This is a genomic window from Serratia sp. CY43202, assembly GCF_052168755.1.
Taxonomy (GTDB): Bacteria; Pseudomonadota; Gammaproteobacteria; order Enterobacterales; family Enterobacteriaceae; genus Serratia; species Serratia bockelmannii.
This window is the reverse complement of the sequence record NZ_JBJNMB010000002.1, coordinates 975,541-999,673: the sequence shown is the minus strand read 5'-3', so window position 1 is coordinate 999,673 and position 24,133 is coordinate 975,541. Positions and strand designations below refer to the sequence as shown.

The following is a 24,133-nucleotide window of genomic DNA, read 5'->3' as shown; positions in this document are numbered from 1 at the left end:
GCACTATAACTGTTCGTGAGGTGTTGATATGTGGTTTGAAAATGCTATAGGAAAAGAAAAGATCAAATTCATGTTTAATAATGAGTTTAACATTAAAAATATTGAAGTTGATAATTTCTCATTGGAGCATTTTTCAGATTTAAAGATTAGGTTTTATTGTAAGGATATACCCAAAAAGTATCCTATAAAATGGAACGAAGAGGGCTTTAATGCAATGAGTTTAGTAGTTGCTTTTGGAGATGTCATTCAATTTAATGTTACTGGGTCAAGGGTCGGTTTTTTGTGTTCGCCGATAATAAATTCTTTAAAGGAATTCTCTGAAATAACTATAAAACATCATGGGTTTTATTTTTATTGCAAGGCAAGATTTTTAACTATAGAAAGTATTACTCCATATATCGATGAAAGATGGGACTGGTTGGAATAGGACCAGTGAGATATGCTAAAGTTGTTTATTTGAATAATCACAATAAGGTTACTTGGAGCAACGAAATTAAAGCTAAGCGTGGGTGTTGAGTATCTAATGGAGAGTGTGTTATGAATCTCGTAAAGGTTGATTGGACTCCTGAACATATGGGCGGGAGAAAAACAGTCCCTCCAGCAGGAAAGTATTATGCAGTATCTCGACTTCCTGAGGACAAGGAGTGGCAAAATAATGCCTGGAGCGTTGTTTTTGAGCTAGAGGAATCCAAGTCTGAAAATGGCAAGACGTTTTCGTTGGGAACTGTATATTTTCTTATGGAATCTGCACCTAAAGAGCGTATGGTTCAGCATGATAAATTCGAAATTTACGAAGGTCCCAAAAAAGTAGCGGATGTTTTTCTTCTTCGAACCTGATTATTGATAGTGTTGGTACTGGATAGTGCTAACTACTACAGAACCAGGCGCTAGCTGAACTTCTTTCAGCGAGAGGTAATTGCTGAACCTCATTAGGGCAAGCCGAAGGGGCAGATAAAACCACTCCCTCCAACCTGTTACCCCCCCAAACTAAATACCCAATGTGCCATCAATCAGGGTGCGGCAGTGCCCGCCGATCCAGGGTTCGCCGTCAATAAAGCGCACGCTCACGCGGCCATCTCGATTCAGTTGGGTGCCCTGGCGCACCTGGTAGCCCTGTGCGGTCTGGCCGCCGTCGGGAAAGCGGTTGGCCTTCAATAAGCGCGCCAGACAGGCGTTGGCGCTGCCGGTCACCGGATCTTCAATCAAGGCGCCGCATTCCACCATAAACGCGCGCATTTCGTAATCGGCCGGTTCGGTTGCGGAGCAGGGGCCATAGATCACCACGCCATCCACATCACACGCCGTTTGCAGCTGTTTAATCGTGGCCTGATCCGGCGTTACCGCCAGGCAGGATGGTGCGTCCGGCAGGCGCACCATCAGCCAGCGGATGCCCATCTCGACAATCACCGGCAGGGGGCCTCCTTCAATCACCGCGGGCCGTAAAGCGGCCATCAGCCGTTCTGTTTCCTCAGCCGCCATTGGGCGAAACTCAACTTCGGGCGCGGCGAACGCCAAGGTGCCTTCCGGCTGGATATTGACCGCCACCAGGCCGACGCCGCATTCCTGCATCACCGTTCCAGGCCGTTTAGGTGCCAATCCGGCTTCCAGCAGGGCGTGGGCGGTGCCCAGCGTCGGGTGGCCGGCGAAGGGCAGCTCTTTTTCGGTAGTGAAGATGCGCACCTTATAATCCGCCGCCGGGTGCGTCGGTTTAAGCACGAAGGTGGTTTCCGAAAGGTTGGTCCAACGGGCCAATGCCAGCATCTGCGCGTCGTTCAGCCCTTCGGCCTCCAGCACCACCGCCACGGGGTTGCCCTGCAGCGGCGTACGGGTAAACACGTCCACCTGTTTGTAGGCGCGGGGTGTCACATCATCACTTCTGAGCATTTGCCATCATCCATTATCAACAAAACCTGATGATAACGATATTCGCCAATGGCTTCAAAGGGTTGAGTTTTGTTTTGAGATACCCGCCCGCCGCCATTTCAGCGTCGGCTTGGCGAACATCACCAGGTTGCCCAGCAGGATCAGGCACAGGCCCAGCACGGCGTTGAAGTGCCACTGATAGCCTTCGTAGATCGTTGAGATGGTCAGCGCCACCAGCGGGAACAACAGGGTGCTGTAGGCCGCCGCGCCGGCGCCGATGCGGCCGAGCAGGCTGAAGTAAGCGGCGAAGGCGATCACCGATCCGAAGATCGCCAGGTACAGCAGGGAGCCGATATAGCGGCTGCTGTATTCCATCTGGAACGATGCGCCCTGCGCCCAGGCGATCAGCGCCATCAACAGCGCGCCGTAGGTCATGGCGTAGGTATTGGTGGAAAAGATATCCAGCCCGCGGCGCTGATGGCGCGTGCTGATCATGTTGCCCAGCGAGAAACCGTAGGTGCCGAGCGCACTCAGGCCGATGCCTTTAAGCAGCTCCGGCGCCATGCGGGTGGCGGCCAGATCTTGCCAGAACAGCGCCACGATGCCGGTCAACCCCAGCAGCGCCGCCGGCAGCAGGCTGGGGCTGGGGCGCTGGCGGAAAAACAGCAGGCTGTTGAGGGCGTTGAACAGCACCGCCATCGAGAAGATCACCGATTCCAGCCCGCTGCTGATGTAGGCGGCCGCGTGGTAGAAGCAGAAGAAGTTGAAGCCGAATACGCAGCAGCCCTGCAGCACGCAGAACAGATGATCGCGCGGGGCGAGGCGGCGCAGGCGGCGCGTTAGCAACAGCACGGCGAACATCACCGCGGCGGCAATGGCGAAGCGGTAAGCGATCGAGACGGGAATGGCCACCGGCCCTTCCTGTTGCAGGGTGATCGCAATCCAGGTGGTGCCCCAAATCAGCACCACGGCGAGGTACAACAGCGCATTCATTCTATTTGTTACTCCGAAAAAACCGATGGCGCAGTATCCGCTTTGGCGCGCGGCGGCGCTTGCAGCGCTTTGCGCTCAGTTGCATATTCTTGCGCTTTTTTTGCCAAAAGCGCGCCGCGGCGGCTGGCATGCCGCGGCGTCACTCTTTACACTGTCGGCATGTCGAACAACGGGGCCGGCGATGTCCAACTATCAGGCGTTTGAAACACTGCGTGAGCACAAGGCGCGGCTGCACGGCAGCGTGCTGCTGGGCACCGGCGTGGAGCTGGCGGCCTGGTCCAACTGCAACGATCGCGTCACGCAGGAAAGCGCCGACCACCATACCCTGAGCCTGTACGTCGCCGACGGCTATGAGTGCTACCAGCAGGTGCCGGGCGGCTGGCGCAACGGCGGCGGGCCGGATCGGTTCTGCATCATGCCGCGCCAATACGCCTCCACCTGGGATGTGCGCAGCGATCTGTCGTTCGTGCACCTGTATTGCACCGATGGGCATCTGCGGCAGCTGGCGGAGCAAACCTGGGATCGCAGCCCGGCGGCGATCAACGTGGAGCCGCGCAGCTTCGGCGAAGATCCGCAGATCACGCTGCTGTACCGCCAGTTTTTGCTCAACTGCGATTGGCAGGACAGCGCCAATCTGCTGGCGCTCAGCAGCGCGTCGAACCTGCTGATGTCACACCTGATCCAGCGTTACAGCCAGCTGCAGTGGAAGCTGCCGCCGGTGCGCGGCGGCCTGGCGCCTGCGGTAGCCCGGCGGGTGCGGGAATATATCGCAAGCCACCTCGATCGGCCTTTGCTGTTGGCGGATCTGGCGGCGCAGGCCGGGTTGAGCGAATACCATTTCGCCCGCATGTTCAAGCACGCCACTGGCCTGGCGCCGCACCAGTTCGTGATGCGCGCCCGGCTGCAGCGGGCGGAACAGCTGTTGCGGCATAGCCAACAGCCGATCACCGAGATCGCGCTGGCGTGCGGCTTCAGTTCCGCCAGCCATTTCAGCAACCGCTTCAAGGCGGCCTATGGATTTGCTCCGCTGCAGGTGCGGCTGGGGCGCTAACCGAAAGGGAGTGCAGCATGGATCAACAGTTTGCCGGGCTGGGCGTGTTGTTTGTCGCCGGATTCGGGCCCATCACGCGTGAGAGCGACGAGAGCAAGGCGTTTTATGTCGAGGCGCTGGGGCTGCCGCTCAAGCCGATGCCGGGCAACGAAACCTATCTGCTGTCGGAGCAAGGCGCGCTGGACGGGGTGAAGCATTTCGCCCTGTGGCCGCTGGCGCAGGCGGCGCAGTCCTGCTTTGGCGACGATCGCTGGCCGGCGGATCTCGCGGTGCCGCAGGCTTGGATCGAGTTCGACGTGGCCGACATGGCGGCCGCCACCCAGGGGCTGGTCGATCGCGGTTATCGGCTGTTGGTCGCCAACCGCGAAGAGCCGTGGGGGCAGAGCGTTACCCGTTTGCTCAGCCCGGAAGGGTTGCTGGTCGGCGTCACCTATACGCCCTGGCTGCGGTAAACGCCACGCCGTTCGCCGCCGCCTGCCGGCGGTGGGCGGCTTAAGAACAAATACGCATTAGCTTAAAGCGGTCTGCGCTATAGACCCATCAAATCCCCGAGTGGTTTCCCTTCCTGTAAGCAGAAATTCCGTTCATTGCGTAAAAACCAATGGCCAGAACGCGCTATTGCCATGCCATTTTACGGCGATTTTCCCCCGTCTTTTTTTGCCGCCAGGTGCCTGATAGGAATAGAGATTATTCTTATATTTCTGCCAATCGTTAAGAAATAATAATGATTCTCGTTTTCAACCACGGAAAGGAGAAGGAACGATGAAAACAGTGAAGCGAACGGGCATCGCGTTGGCGATAGCCCTGACTTTCCCCCTGGCATTGCCCGCCGCTACGGCGGCGCAACCCTCCCTGACTAACAGTAAGGCGGCAACGATGACGGAAAAACACGGGCAGTTCATTGCGGTCGGTAAAGTGGTGCAGGTGACCTTCGGCGATTTCGCCTTCAAGCTGGATTTTACCGATGACAAGACCATGACCTTCACCGGCATCGGCGAGGCGTCGCAGGGCATCACCGATACCGTGCAATACACTGCGGTGGAGATTCGGCCGAAGGTCTATATGGTCTATTGGCACGAACCGCAGTCCGGCGACAACGTGACGCATATCGAGGACTTTGAGCGCGGCGAGGTGTACACCAACATCGCCGCCAAGGACGGCAGCTTCACCCATCTGAAAGGGCAGCTGAAAATCGTAGGTCACTCAGGAAAATAAGGAGCAGTTATGAAAAAGGCATTGATCACCTGTGCGATCGTCGGCGGCTTGCTGGCGAGTTACCCGGCGCTGTCAACGGATCAGGCGGCGTCTTACAAATCGGCCGGCAAAGGCGGTTATCATCATGCCCAGCAGAAGCTGAAGGTGGTGGAAGATCTGTACGCGGGCTTTTTCAACCGCCACGACATCGGCGTGGCGCAGAGGCTGATTGTGGAAAACTACAAGCAGCATAACCCGTTCGTCGGCGACGGCATCAAGCCGTTCCTGGATTTCTTCAGCCAGACCTTTAAGGACAATCCGCAGTACAGCGCCAAAATATACCGCAGCGCGGTCAACGGCGATCTGGTCTATGTTCACGTCAAATACCAAAATAACCCGCAGGATCGCGGCACCGCCAGCGTGGATATTTATCGGGTGAACGATCAGGGGAAAATCACCGAGCATTGGGACGTCAATCAGGATGTGCCGGAAAAATCGGCCAACGACAATACCATGTTCTGATCCGCAAGGGCCGCTGCGGCGGCCCTCAACACGCCCGCAACACTTTATTTACTTACATAAATATTAAATGACCGCCGCGTCGAGTAGGCTACGGCCGCCTTTGGCAGTGGTGGCACGGTTGATGGGCGTCATTGTCCCACCACTGCTTGAGGCGTTTCCCCGCATTTCCCGTTATCCCGCGCGTTGACTCTCCACTTTTTTGAACTGATGGCGCAGCTGCAGCGCATTGCAAAGCACCAACACCGCCGTCACCGCGAACACCCAGCGGAACCCCATCATCGCCGAAATGCCCGATCCCAGCAGCGGGCCAACCACGTTGCCCAGGTACATAAAGGATTGGTTATAGCCGAAGATGCGCCCGGTCACCTGATCGGAGGAATACCTCAGCAGCAGCGCCTGCACCGCCGGCATCAGCGCGCCGTCAGCGAAGCCGAGCAGGAAGCGCAGAATGCCCAGCTGCAGCGGCGTATTGACCCAGGCCATCACGGCGAACAGTCCGGTGGTGAACAGCAGCGCGGCGATCAGGATGCGCGCGGTGCCGATGCGATCGCCGAGGCGCCCGAGGCGCGGCGCCGAGATCAGCGCCGCAATGCCGGGCACGGCGGCGATCATGCCGCTGACAAAGGCAATATTGCTGACGTCGCCGGACAGCTCGCGGATGAACAGCGTCAGGATCGGGCTGATGGACGAGTTGGCCAGCTGGATCATCAGGGTACAAACGAACAGGGTGACGATCAGCGTCGGATAGGGCAGCGAACGGAATACCGCCTTGCCGCTCAGCTGATCCGCTTTTTTCACCGTGATGCGCCGCTCTTTAATCAGGAACAGCGTCACCAGGAAGCTGACGAACATCAGCCCGGCGGTGACGAAAAATACCACCCGCAGCCCCAGATGATCGGCCATCAGCCCGCCCAACAGCGGCCCGGCGATCACGCCGGAGATCTGCCCGGTAGAGAGCGTGCCCAGCGCCCAGCCGCTTTTATCGCGCGGCGCCTGCGAGGCGACCAGCGCCATGGCGTTGGGAATATAGCCGGACGTCAGCCCCATCAGTGCGCGCAGCGCGAACAGCTGCCAGACGTTGGTGGCCAGTCCCTGCAGCGCGATAACGATCGCCATGCCCAGCGAGGCGCGCAGCAGCATCAGCTTGCGGCCTTTGCGGTCGGCCAGGCTGCCCCACAGCGGTGAGACTACCGCCGAGACCAAAAAGGTGCCGCTGAACACCAGCCCGGACCAGAGGCTGAGGGATTGGTGATCGCTGACGCCGAGCTGTTCGACGTACAGCGGCAGAAAAGGGAGGATTTGGCTCATCGCCAGCCCGGTGAAGAAACACCCGAGCCAGACCGAGATCAGATTGACTTTCCACGCTTCCATCGGCTTACCGTACCACGTTGAATAAGGAGGGATTTATTAAGCAAAATAATAATAACACTGCAAATTAATCGGCGAGGGGCAAATGCGTGAGCAAACGTAACCCTGCCGATGCAGTGTCTTTTTTGCTATATATTAATAGCTATATTATCATAGGTAACTGGGTTAAGCCAGAGCGGCGCGGTAGCCAGGAAGGGCACCGCGCGATCCGGCGGTGTGAAAGCAGGGATAAACTGAACGCTAGATTGATGCCAATGAAGAAAGATCATCCTGAAGACGTGACGCTGCTGCGCACGCAGTTAATGTCGCTGGTGCGCCGTTTACGGCGCGAATCGCGCAGCGACGAAAAATCCTGGGCCCAACTGATGCTGTTGGGGGCTATCGATCGCCACGGCGGCGAGGCGACGCCGTCGCTGCTGGCGGAATCGGAGCGCATGCGTTCCTCTAACCTGGCGGCCGCCTTGCGTGAGCTGGAGGCCGATGGCTTGCTGGTGCGCACGCCGGACGCCGAAGACAAACGCCGGGTGCGGGTGCGCCTGACGCCCGCCGGGCTGGGCCTGCTGCAGCAAAGCCGCAGCCGACGCGAGGCGTGGCTGCTGGCGGCGATGGAGAGCTGTTTAACGGAGCGGGAGCAGGCGCTGTTGATTGAGGCGGGGGCCTTGATGGCGCGGCTGGCGGCGGCGCCGCCAACGGAAACGGAATAATCGCTGGGCGGCCGGTGCGCCGCCCCTGCGGCGAGATTACGGCATCGGCCAATCGACCGGCATGGTGCTGACCACGTCCACGTAGCGATCCCAGGCCGAAGACCAGAATTGGGTGAAGGCTTCCAGGGTAAGGTGGATGCCCATCAGGCCCATCACGAACCAGCAGGCGGTAAACAGGCCCAGGCTGCTGAACATGAACGCCATGCCGTTACGGCTGGTCTTACGGCAAACGACGTTTAACTGGCTGGCGAAGAACATCATTACGGCGCTCAGCAACTCCCAGCGCATCATGACTAAACCGGTGGCAATGGTACTCATCGAACTCGATCCTATGTAACAAAAAGCCGCATCCGGCAGGGCGCCGACAGGGAAATGCGGGGGAATATCGGGAATAGTGTGATTCAGATCACATTGTAGCATTGGGGCGAACGGCGGCTCAATGGGAAGCGCGGTGAAAAAAACGCCGACGGTAACATTCCAATATGCTGAAACAGTTATGCCATTTCATTAGCAACCTTTTCATGGGGCGGTGCGCCCGATAACGCTATGCTTGCCGGCTTTTCAGTTCCCTGATTTTGCGGGGAAATGTGACGCAAAAGGTATCGGCACCGCATGGCCCTGTTAAAAGAAAAAATTCGCGACCACTCTGCGGAAGAGAGGCTGTTTATCCGCCGGGCCGGCGTAGCGCTGGCGCTGGTGGTGGTCTGTTTCGGCGTGCTGATCGTCAATCTCTACCGGCTGCAAATCCGCCAGCACGGCTTTTACCAGACGCGTTCCAACCAGAACGACATCAAGATGCTGCCGATCGCCCCCAGCCGCGGGCTGATCTTCGATCGCAACGGCATTCCGCTGGTGCGAAACGTGACACTGTATCGTATCGAGGTCACGCCCAGCAAAATCAGCGACATGGCGGCGCTGCTGCAGGCGCTGACGCCGATCGTCGACTTGACGCCGGAGGACATCAGCGCGTTTCGCGACGACATGCACCACAACAGCCGCTACAAACCGGTGACGCTCAAAGCCGGGCTGAGCGACACCGAGGTGGCGCGCTTTGCCGTCAATCAATACCGTTTCGACGGGGTGACGATCGATACCTATCAACAGCGTGAATATCCTTACGGCGCCCAGCTGGCGCACGTGCTGGGCTATGTGTCGAAGATCAACGACAGCGATCTCAAACGCCTGGACAAGGCCGGGCTGAGCGAGAACTATGCCGCCGACTGCAACATCGGCAAACAGGGCATCGAGGCCTATTACGAGTCCGAACTGCACGGCACCACCGGCTATCAGGAGGTGGAGGTGGATAACCACGGGCGGGTGATCCGCCTGCTGAAGGAGCAGCCGCCGAAGGCCGGCAAGAACATCTACCTGACGCTGGATTTGCCGCTGCAGCAGTACATCGAATCGGTGCTGAAGGGGCAGCGCGCCGCGGTGGTGGTGGAAGATCCGCGCGACGGCGGCATCCTGGCGATGGTCTCCAGCCCCAGCTACGATCCCAATCCTTTCGTCAAAGGCATCGGCTATCAGGCCTATAAGACGCTGCTGACCAACCCGGATCTGCCGCTGATCAACCGCGTCACTCAGGGCTTGTACCCGCCGGCGTCGACGGTGAAGCCCTACATGGCCGTTTCTGCGCTGTTCGCCGGGGTGATCACGCCCACCACCACCTTTTTCGGCGCGCCGACCTGGACGCTGCCCGGCACCGAACGCCGCTACCGCGACTGGCTGAAAACCGGCCACGGCATGCTCAACGTCACCAAAGCGATCGAGGAGTCCGCCGACACCTTCTTTTATCAGGTGGCGTATGAGATGGGCATCGATCGTATTCACCACTGGCTGAGCCAGTTCGGCTACGGCCAGTCCACCGGCATCGATCTGAACGAAGAGTACCGCGGCGTGCTGCCGAGCCGCGACTGGAAGCTGAAGGTGCACAAAAAAGGCTGGTATCAGGGGGATACGGTTTCGGTGGGCATCGGCCAGGGGTATTGGGTGGCGACGCCGATCCAGATGGTGAAAGCGCTGACCACGCTGATCAACAGCGGCCAGGTGAAAACGCCGCACCTGCTGTATTCGCTGCAGCAGGGCAACCGGGTCACACGCTATCAGCCGCCGGCGCAAGCGGCGCAGATCGGCGATCCCCACTCGCCTTACTGGGGCATCGTGCGCAACGGCATGTACGGCATGGCCAACCTGCCGAACGGCACCGGTTACAAACTGTTCCACACCGCGCCGTATCAGATCGCCGCCAAATCCGGCACCTCGCAGGTGTTCAGCCTGAAGCAAAACCAGACTTACAACGCCAAAATGATCCCGGTGCGGCTGCGCGATCACATCTTCTATACGCTGTTCGCGCCTTACAAAACCCCCCGGGTGGCGATGGCGCTGATCCTGGAAAACGGCGGTGGCGACGGCGTGGTGGCGGGGCCGACCGCCCGCGCGATCCTCGACCATATTTTCGACCCGGCCAACGCGCCGCAGCCCGGCGATCCGGCGCAAAGTAAACCGCAGTTAAACGACAGTGCGGATGTGCAACGGTGATGCGGTTTGTTTTTACTTTCTTACAAACTGCAATCTCCTGACCATTTCCGGCAAGGTAGACTGAAATAACACCATAAACCGAATAAAAACGCAGGGTTAACACAACAGTGGCGCCATCGACCAAAAAAAGCGGTAAAACCTATTCCACAGTTCGTTTCGGCTGGATTTGCGCCGGCATACTGGTCTGTTTTTTTCTGTTGGCGTTCAGGGTCGGCTACCTGCAGCTGCTGGAGCACCAGCAGCTGGCGGATCAGGCGGACCAGCGCTCGATCCGCACCCAGGTGGTGCCGACCAACCGCGCCATGATCACCGATCGCAACAATGAGGCGCTGGCGGTCAGCGTGTCGTCCAAGGACATCGTGCTGGATCCGAAACACATTCTCGATACCCAGACCGACACCGGCAACGAGCGCTGGCAGAGCATGGCCAACGTGCTGAAGATCCCGCTGGCGGACGTGCAGCATCTGATCCAGAGCAACGCACACAAGCGTTTCGTCTATCTGGCGCGCAAGGTGGAGGACGATAACGCCGCCTACATCAGCAAACTGCACCTGACCGGCGTCAGCACCGAGCAGGATTTCAGCCGCTTTTATCCGATGGGCCAGGACGCAGCCGGGCTGATCGGCATCGTCGGCCAGGACAATCAGGGGCTGGAGGGCATCGAGCTGGGCTTCAACCCGCTGTTGCAGGGCAAAAACGGCCTGCGGGTCTACCAGAAGGACGGCAGCGGCGCGGTGATCGGCGTGCTAAAAAGCGTGGATCCGGTGCCGCCGCCGAACGTGACGCTCAGCATCGATAAATTTATCCAGTACGTGCTCTATGCGCAGATCCGCGACGGCGTGGTGGCCAACCAGGCCGACTCCGGCTGTGCGGTGCTGGTCAAGATCGACACCGGCGAGATCCTCGGCATGGCCAGCTACCCGTCGTTCAACCCGAACAACTATGGCAGCACCCCGGCGAAAGACATTCGCAACGTGTGCAGCAGCGACAGCTTCGAACCGGGCTCGACGGTGAAACCGGTGGTGGTGATGGTGGGGCTGGAGCATAAGCTGATCCGGCCCGATACGGTGCTGGACACCACGCCGTATCGGGTGAACGGTCACCTGATCAAAGACGTCGGCCACTGGTCGAAGTTGACCATCACCGGCGTACTGCAAAAATCGAGCGACATCGCGGTATCGCACATTGCGCTGGCGCTGCCGGCCACGGTGCTGCCGGCGGTCTACCGCAGCTTTGGCCTGGGGCGGCCGACCGAACTTGGCATCGGCAATGAGAGCAGCGGCTATCTGCCGCAGCATCGCGAACGCTGGGCCGATATCGAACGCGCTACCTTCTCCTTCGGCTATGGGCTGCGCGTGACGCCGCTGCAGATGGCGCGCGAGTACGCCGCTATCGGTTCCTTCGGCATTTATCGGCCGCTGTCGATCACCAAGGTGACGCCGCCGGTGATGGGGCAACGTATTCTGCCGGCGGATACGGTACGATCCGTGGTGCATATGATGGAGAGCGACGCCTTGCCGGGCGGCAGCGGGGTGAGCGCCGCGGTGCCGGGCTATCGGCTGGCGATCAAAACCGGTACCGCCGAGAAAATGGGCCCGAGCGGCAAATACGACGGCGGCTACATCAACTACACTGCCGGCGTGGCGCCGGCCAGCGATCCGCAGGTGGCGCTGGTGGTGATGGTCAACAACCCGAAAGCCGGCAAGCACTTCGGCGGTTCGGTGGCCGGGCCGGTGTTCGGCAAGATCATGGCCCAGGTGCTGGAACACATGAATATTCTGCCGGATGCCCAGCCGCTTAACGTGGTGTCGTCGGTCAAGGGATGAGGGGGATTAGCGCGATTCCAGCAGGCGCTTCAGCGCCTGCAGATCGGCGTTGACCAGCCCGGCGTCGCGGGCGAACATCGCGTCGTCCATGTCCGGTTGGCGGAACAGGGTGAAGATCACCTCGGTGCCGTGCCGGTTGGCGAGCGTGCGCAGCGGCACGTAGACCACGCTGCGGTTCGGCAGCGTCACCCAATGATCCAGCACGCCGAAGGCATTCGGCGCGCTGAAGCGAATACGGAGTTTCCCCTGCGGGGTGTCTGCCACCCAGCCTTCATCTTCCTGCCGTAAACTGTTGGCCAGCCCTTTGGCCCACAAGGGGAAATTTTCCGGGCGGCTGAGAAAGGCGTACACCTCGTCACAGGGGCGGTTGATGGCGATATGCAGCGTTTGCGCGCTCAGCATTGTGGCTTCTCCGGTTGGCGGCGATACTTCAGTGTAGATCTCGCCGCACTCAGAAGTAGTAACCGATGTTCACGTTGGTGCGAAAATACCATTTATTGCTGCCGGGGGATTGCGTGCCGGTCCAACCGGTGGCGTTTTCCACGCCGCCCCACGGGTTGGCATTCTGCGCCCAGGTCAGGTCCACCCACAGCATCACCGGCATGGCGAACACCTGCACCCCCAGCGTATTCATTTTGGAGTCGGAACCGCCGTGCTTATCCTTCCAGAGCACGCTGTAATCGTTGTAGAACCGCAGCTTTTTCACCGGCCCCCAAGGTACGTCGACGTCGCGTGCCAGGTTGATGGCGGCGGTGGTGGCCTGCGACGGGATCAGATAGGCCGGCGTCAGGCCGTTGCCCCCCATCAAGATCACCGAATTGTTGGCCCCGGCCGGGCCTTTGGCGTCGTAACCGTAGCGGATCACCTGGCCGGACAGATGCCAGGGATCGTTATTCACCAGCGTATGCAGGCCCGCCGCCCAGAAGCTGCCGTTATCGCCGGTAGCCTGGTTGTAGAGCCGCGAGGCCGCCAGCGAACCGCCGAGCTCATTGTCCCAGCCGCCCTGGTGGAAAGCGCGCGTCAGCCGCAGGTTTATCTGATCGCGTTTTTCGTTGCGCTGCAGGTGCTGTGACGCATAGTTGGTGTTTTTCAAATCGTCGTAGCTGGCGACGTCGGGGGCGTAACGCACGCCGGTCGGCATCATGCGCGGGTAATAGGCGGCGTCGAAGGCCCAATCATCATGCTGATATTGGTATTTGGCGCCCAGCCCGGTGTTGACGCCAAAGCCGAGGTAAAACGGAATGCCGTACGACCAGCCGAACTGCGGGTAGGGCATCAGGCCGAACGGTTTGAACGGCGCGCCCAGTTGCACGGCGGAACGTTCAGACAGGTGATAGCCGACATAGGCGCGGTCGATGGCGTATTTGCGCCGATCCTGAAACCAGAATCCGCCATCGAAAAATGCATCGTTTACCTGGCCGACGGCATCGATGCGAAAAGCGTCAAAGCGTAAATGCGGAGGATTCCGATAATTGCTGCTGTGCCAGTCTTCATAGCGATAATTGGCGCGCAGTGCACCGCCGATATCAATATTCTTTTTATTATCCTCGCTTTGCCAATGAATATGCGGAAATGCCGGGCGGCTTTTTTTTACCGGCGCCGCGGTGGTGGCAACATCGTTGGGTAATGCGGCGACGGTTGCATAACTCACTGGTGAAACAAGGAAAAAACAAAGCGTGATCTTGCGCATGCCTGGCCCCTGAAGAAAGTAGACTGTTTATTAAGGCGAGCGAGTTTCACCTGTGAACAGGGTGTTTACGCTCATCGGTTTTATATTTGAGACGATTTTATCGAGCGTTTCATATATTAAGTTTAGCGCCGGTTAATATATGAAACTTTGTTTCTTTTTTAATGGGAAAACTATAAATCCGGTATTAAACAAGTCAAGAAATAAAAATGAGAGTTGACGGTCAATACCGATTATTGGGTTGTTTTGGTCGGCGGGAGCGGCACAGCAGGCTGAAATAGTAGTGTCATCAATGCCCGTTAGACTCGCGGCATCCTGGTATTACTGACAAAAAAATCATGAACATAAAACTGACACTGGGCCGCAGGGTAAAACCTGTGGCAGCGCTACCGCGTGCGTTTGGCTTCGGCAAGAGCATGGGCTTATTAAGCGGGGTAATTTGCGTTATCGCGCTATTTTCTCTGCTGCAATTGTTTTCCACCCTATTTATTTCCAATATTTTGCGCGACGCCAAGGTTAATCTGGTGACGGGCGATGCGTTGCATCGCCAGCAGGCGACAATGGATCGCGCCAGACTGTCGCTGCTGACGGCCAGCGATACCCTGAACCGTGCGGGCATCTATTATCTGCAGGATAAAGCCACCGGCTCCGAGGGCAGTTGGCATAGCCTGCTGGATGAATCGTTGGCGGCGTTGGCGGCTTCAAAGCAGGCCTTTGCCCGGTTCGAGCGCTTGAGCGCGGCTGCGCCCGAAGCGACGGGCGCCCTGAAAGACAGCTATCGTCTGTTCTATGACGGCCTGAAGGAACAGGCGCAAGGGTTGCAAAGCAGCGCCAGCGTCGATGCGTTTTTCGCCGTGCCGATCCAGGCGTTTCAGGCGGATTTCAACGAGAAGTATCTTGCCTACCAGACGCTGAACGAGCGGCGTGGCGATGACGTCAACGTGCGGCAATTGGCGGCGCTGGAGCAGGCCAAGATCTTTGCGTTTGGCGCGCTGGCGGCGCTGGTGCTGATTGCCGTGGGGGTCTGGGTCGGCGTCTCTCGCTGGGTTATCGCACCGTTGCAGCGGGCAATCGCGCACCTCAACGTGCTGGCCGCCGGCGATCTTTCGCGGCCGTTGCCGCCTGAGCGGGCGTTGAACCGCGAGATGCGTCAGCTGCAGACCAGCATTGGCCATATGCAAAACGGCCTGCAGCGGCTGGTGAGCGAGGTGCGCGATGCGGCGAGCGGGATCCTGAGCGGCGTTGGGCGGCTGGCGGACGGCAATCGCCAGTTGACGGCGCAGTCGGCGAAGCAGGACGGCGAACTGCAGTTGGCGACCGAGCACGTGCAGCAGCTGGCGGCGCGGGTGGAAGAAAACGGCCAATACGCCCAGCAGGCCAGCCAACGAACCGAACAAGCCCGGCAGTACGCCGGCGCCGGTGAGCAGATGATGGCAACCGTCAATGTTTCGATGCAAGGGATCGTCAACCAATCGGCCGAGATGCGCGGTATCGTCGCGCTGATCGACAGCGTGGCGTTCCAGACCCATATTCTGGCGCTGAATGCGGCAATCGAGGCGGCGCACGCCGGCATTCACGGCCGCGGCTTTGCCATCGTAGCCAAAGAGGTGGGTCTGTTGGCGCAAAAGAGCAGCCATTCGACGCGCGATATTCAGCAGTTGATCAACCGTTCACTGCAGCAAATCGATCAAGGTTCGCAGGCGGTGGATCTGCTGACCGGCAACCTGCGCCAGATTATCGATCTGGTGAACAAATGCAGTGCCCTGATGGGGGAAATCTCGCAGGCGTCTTTCAATCAGGGGGAGAGCATTCAGGACGTGACGGCGCGCATTGCGGCGCTGAATCAGGTAGTGCAACAAACCGGCGCCGTGGTGAACGCGGTGACCGACGCTTCTCAGTCGCTGCAGGGCGAATCGGAACGGTTGGAAAAAGCGATGGCGCGTTTCAGGCTGCCGGCGCAATAAATACTTCCGATGCAGATTAATGAATAATAAAGCTGCGCTAAACGTTATTTATTATTTTCCACCGCTGAGGGACGTTATTTCGATAAATAAAAAACAGACCGGCGCTTATGGATTAAAAAAGTGCCGGCCTGCAGAGATTATTTTAACGCGATGATTAACGGCTGGTCTGGTGGCCGATAATGCCACCCAGCGCCGCGCCGCCGAGGGTACCCAGCGTGCTGCCGTCGGTCAGCACCGCACCGCCGACTGCGCCGACGCCCGCGCCGATCGCCGTGTTGCGATCGCGATTGGACATATGCCCACATGCGGTAACGGAAAGCGTTGCCATCACCACCACCAACACACCTGCGGCACGTTTAATATTCATAATGAGTTCCTGGTAAATTGACTGATTAATGGATTAAAAATAATCCGATTAACCTGCCGGTAGAAGTTGGGATGAATGTATTCCTCCGTAAGAAAATCGAACAGGTAAAAATTCTTAATTTTGCGGCGGTGAAAAGCGATTGCTCGCCGAATGTGCGGCCGCCGGTAAAATCGTGGGTCTATACTGGAAAGACGCCTCGCGGGGTGCGGGGCGCACACGCTGGAGGCCGCCATGTCCGATCTCGTTTCCGCATCCGGCAAACCGGTGAAAATCCCCGGCCCGGACCACCCAATCACCTTGACCCGCCATCCGGCGCGGGTTGTCGTGCGTGCAGCCGGTCAGACCCTGGCCGACAGCCGCAACGTGCTCATCCTGCAGGAAGCCACCTATCCGCCGGTGTTTTACTTTCCGCGTGAGGATGTGAATCGGGCGCTGTTGCAGAAAAACGAGCACGTCAGCTACTGCCCTTATAAGGGCGACTGCAGTTATTTCTCCCTTGTGCTTAACGGCGAGCAGGAGGCCAATGTGGCCTGGAGTTATGAAATGCCCTACAACGCCGTGGTAGCGATCAAGGATCATCTGGCATTTTATCCCGATAAAGTGACGGAGATCCGCACAGAAGCGTGAGCCGCCGCCGCCATCGGGCGGGGCAGGTTGACATTCTCATTATCCCTACTCATTATGTGTATTACCGTAAATTGATACGCTTTCCTTATGTTTTAATCCGACATAAACGAAACTCTGAGCAGGTGCCAAGGTGTCTACCTCTACGCGATTTGCCGTTGCCATCCATATTCTGACCAATATCACGCTGTGTCGTGGCCAGACGGTGCGTTCCGAAGACATCGCGCGCAGCGTCAACACGAATCCGACGGTAGTACGGCGCATCCTCGGCGCGCTGGCAGAGGCCGGGCTGACCTATTCACAGATGGGACAAGGCGGTGGGGCGCTGCTGGCGCGGCCGGCGGAAACGATCTCGCTGCTGGACGTGTATCGCGCGGTAGAGGATCAACCGTATTTCATGCTGCACCGTACCCGGCCTAACGATGCGTGCTATATCGGCCACGCCATTACCCCGGTGCTGGAGCAAGAATTTGCACGCGTCGGTCACGCGCTGGAAGCCAGCCTGGCGCAAACCAGCATCGCCGAAATGGCCGGGCAGGTCGAACGGTGCGCAGGCTATCCTTTTGTCCCTTGTTCACCGCAATATCAAGCGGATACGCAATAAAAAACCACGCAAATTCCCGCTACGCGCAGAGCATTTTTTGCATTGCGTTAATGTAATTGTGTAAGTTACATTAGCTCGCATCAAGTGTGATGTAGCTCACGTTTTAGACTGCCTCCCCACGATAATCGATCGATTGGCCGGAAACCTTTTCTTCCGGCGTAGGTTCGCTGTGCTTATAAACCAGGAGAGAACGATGTTAGAAATGATTGAAAGCTTGGCCACCGTGGTGGTCCTGGTGCCGGTAATGGTGGCCGTCTTGCTCGGCGCGATTTACGGCCTGGGTGAAGTGTTCAACGTCTTTTCCGCTATCGGCAGAAAAAATAACGGCTGAATTTGAACGTCAGGGGACGCAACGCCCCCTGACGGAGGGTTACAATACCGTCGCCAGGAAGTTGCGCGTCCTCTCATGTCCCGGCGCATCCAGAACCTGCTGCACGCTGCCCGTTTCAACCACCTTTCCCTGATCCATAAAGACAATCTGGTCGGCCACTTCGCGTGCGAAGCCGATTTCGTGCGTGACCACCACCATGGTCATGCCCGAATGCGCCAAGTCTTTCATCACCTGCAGCACTTCGCCAACCAATTCAGGATCGAGGGCGGAGGTCGGTTCATCAAACAGCAACACCTGTGGGTTCATTGCCAGCGCGCGGGCGATGGCGACGCGCTGCTGCTGGCCGCCGGACAGTTCACGCGGCCAGGCGTTGATGCGATGTTCCAGCCCGACGCGGGTCAGCAGCTGTTTCGCCCGTTCCTGCACCTCGGCTTTTTTTTCCTTTTTCACCCGCAGCGGCGCGTCGCTGACGTTTTGCAACACGGTGCGGTGTGCAAACAAGTTGAACTGCTGAAATACCATGCCAATGCTTTTACGCTGTTCGGCCACCTCGGCTTCTTTCAGCTCGTACAGATGCCGGCCTTTTTGGCGATAGCCGATCAGCTGTTCGCCAACACGAATGGTGCCGCCGTCCAGCTTTTCCAGGTGGTTGATGCAGCGCAACAGGGTGGATTTGCCGGAGCCGGAAGGGCCGAGGATCACCGTTACCGAACCTGCCGGAATGGTCAGGCTGATATTTTTCAACACGTCGGTGCCGGAAAAGGATTTCCGCACCCGGTTGATGTGGATAGATGCGCTCATTGTTCACCTCCCTGAGGGGCTTTGCGGTTGAGGAAGAACCGGCCGCTGCGCGTTGCCTGCGTGCCGCGGCCAAAATAGCGCTCCACGTAGTATTGACCAATCGACAGAATCGAAGTCATGGCCAGATACCACAGGGTGGCGACCAGCAGCAGCGGGATGACCTCGTAGGTGCGTTGGTAAATGATCTGCGCCGAATACAGCACGTCCTGCAGGGCAATCACCGACACCACCGCGGTGGTTTTCAACTGCCCGATCACCTCATTGCCCGCCGGCGGCAGGATGGTGCGCATCGCCTGCGGCAATACCACGCGCCACAGGATTTGCCCACGACGGTAGCCCAGTGCTTTGGCGGCTTCCAACTGGCCGCTGCCGACGCTTTGGATGCCTGCGCGCACGATCTCCGCCGCATAGGCCGACTGATGCATCACCAGCGCAATCACCGCGGCGCTGAAGGTGCTGATAAGGGTATTGGTCGGTGCGCTGGCGACTTCGCCCAGAAACGGGATCCACAAGCTGATGCGGGGATAAAGCGCGGCGATGTTGTACCACAGGAACAGCTGTACCAGCATCGGCACTGCACGGAAGAACCAGGTGTAGAACCAGCTTACCGCCACCAATACCGGATTGGCCGACAGGCGCATCAGCGCCAGCAGCACGCCGCCGGCGAAGCCGAACACCACCGAAATTACCGTCAGCTTCAGCGTCATGAGCACGCCGTTGAGGATGGACGCCTCGGTAAGATTTTCCGCCACCACCGACCATTCAAAGCGCGGGTTGTGCAGCATGGAATTGACGATAACGCCGACGATCAGCAGTACAACCAGGGCGCTGAGCCAGCGCCCGTAATGCCGGTGGCCAACGATGCTCAGTTCCGCGTCGTCGACAGGGTATTGCCCACTCATTTTGCGATCTCTTCATTGATGCCGGCGGTTTTCACGGCACCAAAACCGATATCCCAGCCGTCGAGGATTTTCTGGTAGCTACCGTCGGCGATCAGCGAATTTAGCGCCGCCTGCACCGGTTTCACCAGTTCGGAGCCTTTCGGCAGGGCGATGGCCACCGTGGTACCGTCGATGTTGATATCACCGGCCAGCGTCAGCGGTTTGACGTGGGTGGCCTGGTAGCGCAGCCCTTCATACGGGCCGAAAAACATCGGCACGCGGCCGCTGATCACCGCCTGCACCCCGGCCGGACGGTCCGGGAAGATCGGCATGGTGATGGCCGGCTTGCCGGCGGCGACGCATTGATCGCTGGCCTGCTGCAGGCGGGTGATTTGCGAGGTACCTGCGCCGGCGCCGACGGTCTGGCCGCACAGCTGGGCCAGCTCGGTGTAAGGGCCAAGCGCAGCGTCTTTGCGGGCGATCAAGGCCAGTTTGGAGGCGTTGTAATAGCCGACGAAGTCCACCTGCTGGAAGCGCTTTTTGTTTGCGTCAATGTTGGCCAGCGCGACGTCATAACGGCCGGACTTCAGGCCGGGGATGATGTTGTCGAAACCGCCGGTGTCCTTCCAGTGGATCGCCACGCCCAGGCGATCGGCAATTGCGCTCATCACGTCGATTTCACGCCCAGCCAGCGTTTTGTTGTCCGCCTGGTAAAAGGTGGTCGGCGGGGTGTTCGGGTTGGTGCCGGCAACGATATAGCCGGCCTTTTTGATAGCGTCAGGCAGGCTGTCGTGCAGTGCCGGATCGGCGGCAGCTTTCACCGCCGCCTTGAAGGGAACATCGCCTTCAGCGGCATGACCGGCGGCCAACGGCGCCAGCGTGGAGGAAGCCAACAGCAGGGACAGTACGGTGCGTTTGAATGTGTTTTTCATCATGATTTCCCTGCGGATTAAGCCGATTTTACGTTAGCGAAGTTGATTGCCGGTTCCGGCAGGCCCAGGTTTTCACGCAGGGTTGCATGCTGATACTCTTCACGGAACAGGCCACGGCGGCGCAGCTCCGGGATCACCAGCTCGACGAACAGTTCCAGTTGGTTGGGCAACACCGCCGGCATGATGTTGAAGCCGTCTGCGCCTTGCTGTTCCAGCCACAGCTGGAAGTCGTCGGCGATCTCTGCGGCGGTGCCTACCACCACGCGGTGGCCACGCGAACCGGCCGCGACGGCCGCCAGCTCGCGCAGCGTCAGGTTTTCCCGCGCGGCCAGATCGGTCAGCAGTTTCACGCGGCTTTGGCCGCCTTCGGTGGCGCCCACGTTCGGCACCGGGCCGTCCAGCGGGTAATCGCTCAAATCGAAGCCAAAGCGCGCCGACAGCTGCTCAATGCCGTTATCGATATCCACCAGTTGATTCAGCTGATACCAGGTTTCCTGCGCTTCTTCTTTGGTACGGCCGACAATCGGCATCACACCTGGCAGGATCAGCAGGTGGTCCGGGTTGCGGCCGGCGTCGGCCACGTATTTTTTCTGGCTGCGGTAGAAAGCCTGTCCTTCTTCCAGGCTGGCGGCGGCGGTGAACACCACTTCGGCGGTTTCCGCCGCCAACTGTTGGCCGGCCGGGGAAGAGCCGGCCTCAATGATCACTGGCCGCCCCTGCGGCGAGCGGGAAATATTCAGCGGGCCCTGCACCGAGAAATGCTTGCCCTTATGGTTGGCGGCGTGGATTTTCTCGTCGATAGCGTATACGCCATTTTGCTTATCGCGCACGATGGCGTCTTTTTCCCAGCCGTCCCACAGTTTGTAGCTGGCCTCGAGGAATTCCCGCGCCACTTCATAGCGTTCGGCGTGCGACGGCAGGTCTTCACGACTGAAATTGCGCGCCGCATCGCTGGAGAAAGAGGTCACCACGTTCCAGGCGGCGCGGCCGTGGCTGATATGGTCGATGGAGGCCATGGCGCGTGCCAGGTGGAAAGGTTGATCGAAAGTGGTGGAGGCGGTCGCCGCCAGCCCGATATGGCGGGTGTTAACCGCCAGCGCCGCCAGCAGCGTCAGCGGCTCCAGGCGTGACATCGTCGAGGGCAGGCGGTGCACGCTGGTTGCCAACGCGTCACCGACGAAGAACATATCGAAGGTGCCTTCTTCGGCTTTTTTTGCGATCCAGGTGAACCAGTCGATATCGGTCGGTGAACCGCTGGCGCCTTGTGCGCGCCATCCTCCGATGTGGTGTCCCAGCGCCTGAACGAACAGGCCGAGACGGAGTTGGCGCGATGGTGTTGAAGGTGAAGTACTCATAATTATTCCTGTTTTATTATTAATTTAACAATGCAATCAGTCGCGGCAGCGCGCCAGGGGACATGAGGGCGCAGTCGCGGATAACGCTTTCGCCTTCGAGGCCCGGAAGCAGCTGCAGAATGGCGTGCAGCTTGGCGTCGAGGTCTGTCGGCCGGGCGGCGGTTTGCTTTCTTGTGACCATGTCACTTATTTGCCTTCCGTCCTGCAGCGTCAGGGTCAGGCGATGGAAGCGCATCTCCGGATCGAGCGCGTCCGGCGGGGCTGCGGGATCGACATGGCGCTCAACTTTTGCCGCCAGGGCGGCGATAGCCGCATCGACCGGCTGTTCGCCGTAATGCGTCAGCGGGACCTCGCCGTGGTATAGCGCATCGGCTATGACGTATTCGAGGCTAAAGCGCGCTTCCACACCGGTGGCCGGCTGGCGAATATAGGGTGCGGTATCTGCGCCGGGCGGAAAACTGACCTCAACCAGTGCGATCTCCGCAAGGGCGTCGCCTTGTTCCTGCAGCCGCGCGCGCAGGGCGAGCGCCGCCTCGGCCGCGCTGTGAGTGCCACCGCAGGTCGGGTACCGCTTGAACTCCAGCCCTGGTTGCAGGATGCGCCAGGGCGTGCCCCAGTCGGCGGTCAGGCATTCCGGTTTTTGCCGGCCGTCGCCGTGGGAAGTCAGCAGGCTGTCCAGCACGCCCTCCGGTTGGCCGATGAAACCGGCCTGAGCCAGCAGGGCGGCATTGACCGCGTTGCGTGCCGCCAGCCCTGCGTGCAGCGGTTTGGCCGCCGAACCGAACTGGCTGCGCAGGCCCGCCGCCTGGGTGGCCGCCAGGCCGAGAGCAATCTGCGTTTGCCGCTGGTCAAGCTGCAGATAACGCGCCACGGCGGCGCAGGCGGCGCAGGCGGCGCAGGCGGCGACCGCGCCCAGGGTGGCGGTGCTGTGAAAACCCTGCACGTAATGTTGCGTGCCAGCGGCCAATCCCAGACGGCCAGCGGCCTCTACACCGATGACATAGGCGGTTAACAGCTCAGTGACATTGTCACTCTCACCGTTCAGCGCCAGCAGGGCGGAGAGCACTACGGTGCTAGGATGGCCACGCAGCGCAGGATGGTAATCATCGAAGTCCAACGAGTGGCTGACATAGCCATAGCGCAGTGCACGGTTCTCACTGCTGGTCGGCGGAAACGTCGTGCCGATCGCTGCCAGACCGGCATCGCTCAACGCCCCGCGGGCAATCGGCAATGCGCAGGCGAAGTAATCTTTCACGCCGCGGCGAGCGGCTGACAGGGCGGTTTGATCCGGCTGGCTGTTCAATATCAGATGAGCGAATTGGGCGGTTATCGATAATGACAAGGCGTTAACACCTGAATTTATAGATGGTTATGCACGAGTGCGGGGTGAAAGGTATTGTGTGGCGGTTTTCTTTGTCCCGAAAGAACGAACGGCGCTTCTATATCGCTGAATGGAATATCACGACGGCACTGCGCCGCCGTCAGGGCTGCTGGCAGGCGCGGCAGGCTGCGCTTTAGCTATTTTTGTGCAAAACAAAGCTGAATTTGTTCTAACACGGTAGAGGACTTAGGCCGAGAAAAGGCGAACGCTCATGATGTCGATAAATGCCCTGAGACGCGGTGTAAGATGTTTGCTTGAAGGCCAGAGGATTTTGAGACTGCCACTGTGTCGGCATTGGTCGCCAAGCACGGGTTGGAGCCGCTGCTGCTCCAGCGCCTCCCGCACCGCGAAATCGGGCAGGCAGGCGATGCCCAGGCCCTGTTCCGCCAGGTAAATCAGCGTATCGACGGTGTTGCATACCGTGCGCTTGCCCAGGCCTTCGTCGAGCAGTTTATCTCCGCCCGCCACCGGCCAGGTCTCGACTTTGCCGGTGGTGGGGAATCTGTATAACAGGCAGGCGTGATCGCGCAGTTCTGCCGGCTGGCGGGGTATTCCCGCCCGGCGCAGATAGTCCGGCGCCGCCACCAGCTGTAGGTGAAACGTGCCCAGTTGGCGGCTCATTAAGCGAGAGTCCTCGGTATCGCCCACGCGGATCACCGCATCGAACCCTTCTTCAATCACCGCGACTCGACGGTCGGAAAAATCGGTTTCCAGCTCAATCTCCGGGTAACGCCGAACAAATTCCGCCAGCACCGGATTCAGCAGGCCGCCCACCAGCGGCAAACTGACACGCAGCTTGCCGCGCGGCGCGCTGTGCGTATCGCTGATTTCCCGTTCCGCCGCCGCCAATTCCTCCAGAATGCGCTGGCAGCGGTGCAGAAACAGCCGGCCTTCGGCGGTCAGGGTCATGCTGCGCGTGCTACGGTGAAACAGGCGCGTGCCCAGCCGGTTTTCCAGGCGGGCGATGCTTTTCCCCACCGCGGAAGCGGAAATGCCGAGCACGCGCCCGGCCTCAACGAAACTCAGCGTCTCCGCGGTCTGCACAAAGACGCTCACCCCAGACAGATTATCCATTGCTTGCCCCATTACGGACGTGAGTGTCCGCTATGAAAGGAAATCTAGCCTGTTTTTTCGTTAATCGCCACGC

General features: G+C 59.1%; 26 protein-coding genes. 13 read left to right on the top strand and 13 right to left on the bottom strand.

Annotation, left to right across the window (positions count from 1 at the left end):
* Positions 1-28: 28 nt before the first annotated feature.
* On the top strand, positions 29-427 hold the full coding sequence (locus tag ACJ8J5_RS06430; protein ID WP_197781495.1) for an Imm50 family immunity protein: 399 nt from the start codon (positions 29-31) through the stop codon (positions 425-427).
* 110 nt (positions 428-537) lie between these two features.
* On the top strand, positions 538-837 hold the full coding sequence (locus ACJ8J5_RS06425; RefSeq protein ID WP_197781496.1) for a hypothetical protein: 300 nt from the start codon (positions 538-540) through the stop codon (positions 835-837).
* Between the two features lie 150 nt (positions 838-987).
* On the opposite strand, the gene ACJ8J5_RS06420 is transcribed toward ACJ8J5_RS06425, so the two are convergent.
* Both ACJ8J5_RS06420 and ACJ8J5_RS06415 read right to left on the bottom strand, forming a co-directional pair.
* On the bottom strand, positions 988-1,884 hold the full coding sequence (locus ACJ8J5_RS06420) for a PhzF family phenazine biosynthesis protein (protein WP_197781497.1): 897 nt from the start codon (positions 1,882-1,884) through the stop codon (positions 988-990).
* Between the two features lie 54 nt (positions 1,885-1,938).
* The gene (locus ACJ8J5_RS06415; protein ID WP_414104512.1) at positions 1,939-2,856 is read right to left on the bottom strand and encodes a DMT family transporter; all 918 of its coding nucleotides are present in this window, start codon (positions 2,854-2,856) and stop codon (positions 1,939-1,941) included.
* A gap of 181 nt (positions 2,857-3,037) precedes the next feature.
* On the opposite strand from ACJ8J5_RS06415, the gene ACJ8J5_RS06410 reads away from it, so the two are divergent.
* The 4 genes from ACJ8J5_RS06410 (at position 3,038) to ACJ8J5_RS06395 (ending at position 5,623) form a co-directional block, all read left to right on the top strand.
* Positions 3,038-3,907: a helix-turn-helix domain-containing protein gene (locus ACJ8J5_RS06410; protein ID WP_043143838.1), complete on the top strand. Its 870-nt coding sequence runs from the start codon at positions 3,038-3,040 to the stop codon at positions 3,905-3,907.
* Positions 3,908-3,924: 17 nt separating this feature from the next.
* Positions 3,925-4,359: a glyoxalase gene (locus tag ACJ8J5_RS06405; protein WP_084827828.1), complete on the top strand. Its 435-nt coding sequence runs from the start codon at positions 3,925-3,927 to the stop codon at positions 4,357-4,359.
* 310 nt (positions 4,360-4,669) lie between these two features.
* Positions 4,670-5,122, top strand: coding sequence for a MoaF-related domain-containing protein (locus tag ACJ8J5_RS06400; RefSeq protein WP_204275775.1), 453 nt, complete (start codon positions 4,670-4,672; stop codon positions 5,120-5,122).
* Between the two features lie 9 nt (positions 5,123-5,131).
* Positions 5,132-5,623 carry a nuclear transport factor 2 family protein gene (locus tag ACJ8J5_RS06395; RefSeq protein ID WP_047727596.1) on the top strand — a complete coding sequence of 164 codons (492 nt, stop codon included), beginning with the start codon at positions 5,132-5,134 and terminating at the stop codon, positions 5,621-5,623.
* Between the two features lie 171 nt (positions 5,624-5,794).
* Here ACJ8J5_RS06395 and ACJ8J5_RS06390 read toward each other — a convergent pair whose 3' ends face one another.
* A complete protein-coding gene (locus ACJ8J5_RS06390) occupies positions 5,795-6,994 on the bottom strand; it encodes a multidrug efflux MFS transporter (RefSeq protein ID WP_060439983.1) in 1,200 nt (399 codons plus the stop codon).
* Between the two features lie 251 nt (positions 6,995-7,245).
* On the opposite strand from ACJ8J5_RS06390, the gene ACJ8J5_RS06385 reads away from it, so the two are divergent.
* Positions 7,246-7,695 carry a MarR family winged helix-turn-helix transcriptional regulator gene (locus ACJ8J5_RS06385; RefSeq protein WP_060439982.1) on the top strand — a complete coding sequence of 150 codons (450 nt, stop codon included), beginning with the start codon at positions 7,246-7,248 and terminating at the stop codon, positions 7,693-7,695.
* 36 nt (positions 7,696-7,731) lie between these two features.
* Here ACJ8J5_RS06385 and ACJ8J5_RS06380 read toward each other — a convergent pair whose 3' ends face one another.
* Positions 7,732-8,013, bottom strand: a complete 282-nt coding sequence (locus tag ACJ8J5_RS06380; protein ID WP_033634498.1) for a YjcB family protein — start codon at positions 8,011-8,013, stop codon at positions 7,732-7,734.
* Positions 8,014-8,307: 294 nt separating this feature from the next.
* On the opposite strand from ACJ8J5_RS06380, the gene mrdA reads away from it, so the two are divergent.
* Both mrdA and ACJ8J5_RS06370 read left to right on the top strand, forming a co-directional pair.
* Complete coding sequence (gene mrdA / locus ACJ8J5_RS06375; protein ID WP_414104511.1) at positions 8,308-10,233, top strand: penicillin-binding protein 2; 1,926 nt, start codon at positions 8,308-8,310, stop codon at positions 10,231-10,233.
* A gap of 107 nt (positions 10,234-10,340) precedes the next feature.
* Positions 10,341-12,059 (top strand): penicillin-binding transpeptidase domain-containing protein, encoded by a 1,719-nt coding sequence (locus ACJ8J5_RS06370; RefSeq protein WP_141968969.1) that lies wholly within the window; start codon positions 10,341-10,343, stop codon positions 12,057-12,059.
* Positions 12,060-12,065: 6 nt separating this feature from the next.
* Here the strand turns inward: ACJ8J5_RS06370 and ACJ8J5_RS06365 are convergent, their stop codons facing one another.
* Positions 12,066-12,461, bottom strand: a complete 396-nt coding sequence (locus tag ACJ8J5_RS06365) for an SRPBCC family protein (RefSeq protein ID WP_141968967.1) — start codon at positions 12,459-12,461, stop codon at positions 12,066-12,068.
* A 49-nt stretch (positions 12,462-12,510) separates the two neighbouring features.
* Positions 12,511-13,749, bottom strand: a complete 1,239-nt coding sequence (locus ACJ8J5_RS06360; protein ID WP_414104510.1) for a hypothetical protein — start codon at positions 13,747-13,749, stop codon at positions 12,511-12,513.
* A gap of 335 nt (positions 13,750-14,084) precedes the next feature.
* Here ACJ8J5_RS06360 and ACJ8J5_RS06355 point away from each other — a divergent pair, with 335 nt between their 5' ends.
* Positions 14,085-15,710 carry a methyl-accepting chemotaxis protein gene (locus ACJ8J5_RS06355; RefSeq protein WP_414104509.1) on the top strand — a complete coding sequence of 542 codons (1,626 nt, stop codon included), beginning with the start codon at positions 14,085-14,087 and terminating at the stop codon, positions 15,708-15,710.
* Between the two features lie 154 nt (positions 15,711-15,864).
* On the opposite strand, the gene osmB is transcribed toward ACJ8J5_RS06355, so the two are convergent.
* On the bottom strand, positions 15,865-16,077 hold the full coding sequence (gene osmB / locus ACJ8J5_RS06350) for an osmotically-inducible lipoprotein OsmB (protein WP_004940700.1): 213 nt from the start codon (positions 16,075-16,077) through the stop codon (positions 15,865-15,867).
* A 231-nt stretch (positions 16,078-16,308) separates the two neighbouring features.
* Between osmB and ACJ8J5_RS06345 the strand changes: the two genes are divergently transcribed.
* The 3 genes from ACJ8J5_RS06345 to ACJ8J5_RS06335 all read left to right on the top strand — a co-directional run bounded on the left by ACJ8J5_RS06345 (position 16,309) and on the right by ACJ8J5_RS06335 (position 17,636).
* Entirely contained in the window at positions 16,309-16,704 is a 396-nt protein-coding gene (locus ACJ8J5_RS06345; RefSeq protein WP_025302787.1) for a DUF427 domain-containing protein, read from the top strand.
* 130 nt (positions 16,705-16,834) lie between these two features.
* Positions 16,835-17,305, top strand: coding sequence for an Rrf2 family transcriptional regulator (locus ACJ8J5_RS06340; protein ID WP_025302788.1), 471 nt, complete (start codon positions 16,835-16,837; stop codon positions 17,303-17,305).
* Between the two features lie 193 nt (positions 17,306-17,498).
* Complete coding sequence (locus tag ACJ8J5_RS06335) at positions 17,499-17,636, top strand: AcrZ family multidrug efflux pump-associated protein (RefSeq protein ID WP_016927779.1); 138 nt, start codon at positions 17,499-17,501, stop codon at positions 17,634-17,636.
* A 39-nt stretch (positions 17,637-17,675) separates the two neighbouring features.
* Here the strand turns inward: ACJ8J5_RS06335 and ACJ8J5_RS06330 are convergent, their stop codons facing one another.
* The 6 genes from ACJ8J5_RS06330 to ACJ8J5_RS06305 form a co-directional block, all read right to left on the bottom strand.
* On the bottom strand, positions 17,676-18,437 hold the full coding sequence (locus tag ACJ8J5_RS06330; RefSeq protein ID WP_025302789.1) for an amino acid ABC transporter ATP-binding protein: 762 nt from the start codon (positions 18,435-18,437) through the stop codon (positions 17,676-17,678).
* A complete protein-coding gene (locus ACJ8J5_RS06325; RefSeq protein WP_025302790.1) occupies positions 18,434-19,339 on the bottom strand; it encodes an amino acid ABC transporter permease in 906 nt (301 codons plus the stop codon). The genes ACJ8J5_RS06330 and ACJ8J5_RS06325 overlap by 4 nt, the downstream gene beginning before the upstream one ends.
* Positions 19,336-20,250, bottom strand: coding sequence for an ABC transporter substrate-binding protein (locus ACJ8J5_RS06320; RefSeq protein ID WP_049204005.1), 915 nt, complete (start codon positions 20,248-20,250; stop codon positions 19,336-19,338). Before ACJ8J5_RS06320 ends, ACJ8J5_RS06325 begins: the two co-directional genes overlap by 4 nt.
* A 17-nt stretch (positions 20,251-20,267) precedes the next feature.
* On the bottom strand, positions 20,268-21,605 hold the full coding sequence (locus ACJ8J5_RS06315) for an LLM class flavin-dependent oxidoreductase (RefSeq protein ID WP_049204006.1): 1,338 nt from the start codon (positions 21,603-21,605) through the stop codon (positions 20,268-20,270).
* A gap of 19 nt (positions 21,606-21,624) precedes the next feature.
* Entirely contained in the window at positions 21,625-22,947 is a 1,323-nt protein-coding gene (locus ACJ8J5_RS06310; RefSeq protein ID WP_414104508.1) for an MmgE/PrpD family protein, read from the bottom strand.
* Between the two features lie 225 nt (positions 22,948-23,172).
* The gene (locus ACJ8J5_RS06305) at positions 23,173-24,060 is read right to left on the bottom strand and encodes a LysR family transcriptional regulator (RefSeq protein ID WP_060433031.1); all 888 of its coding nucleotides are present in this window, start codon (positions 24,058-24,060) and stop codon (positions 23,173-23,175) included.
* Positions 24,061-24,133: the final 73 nt, after the last annotated feature.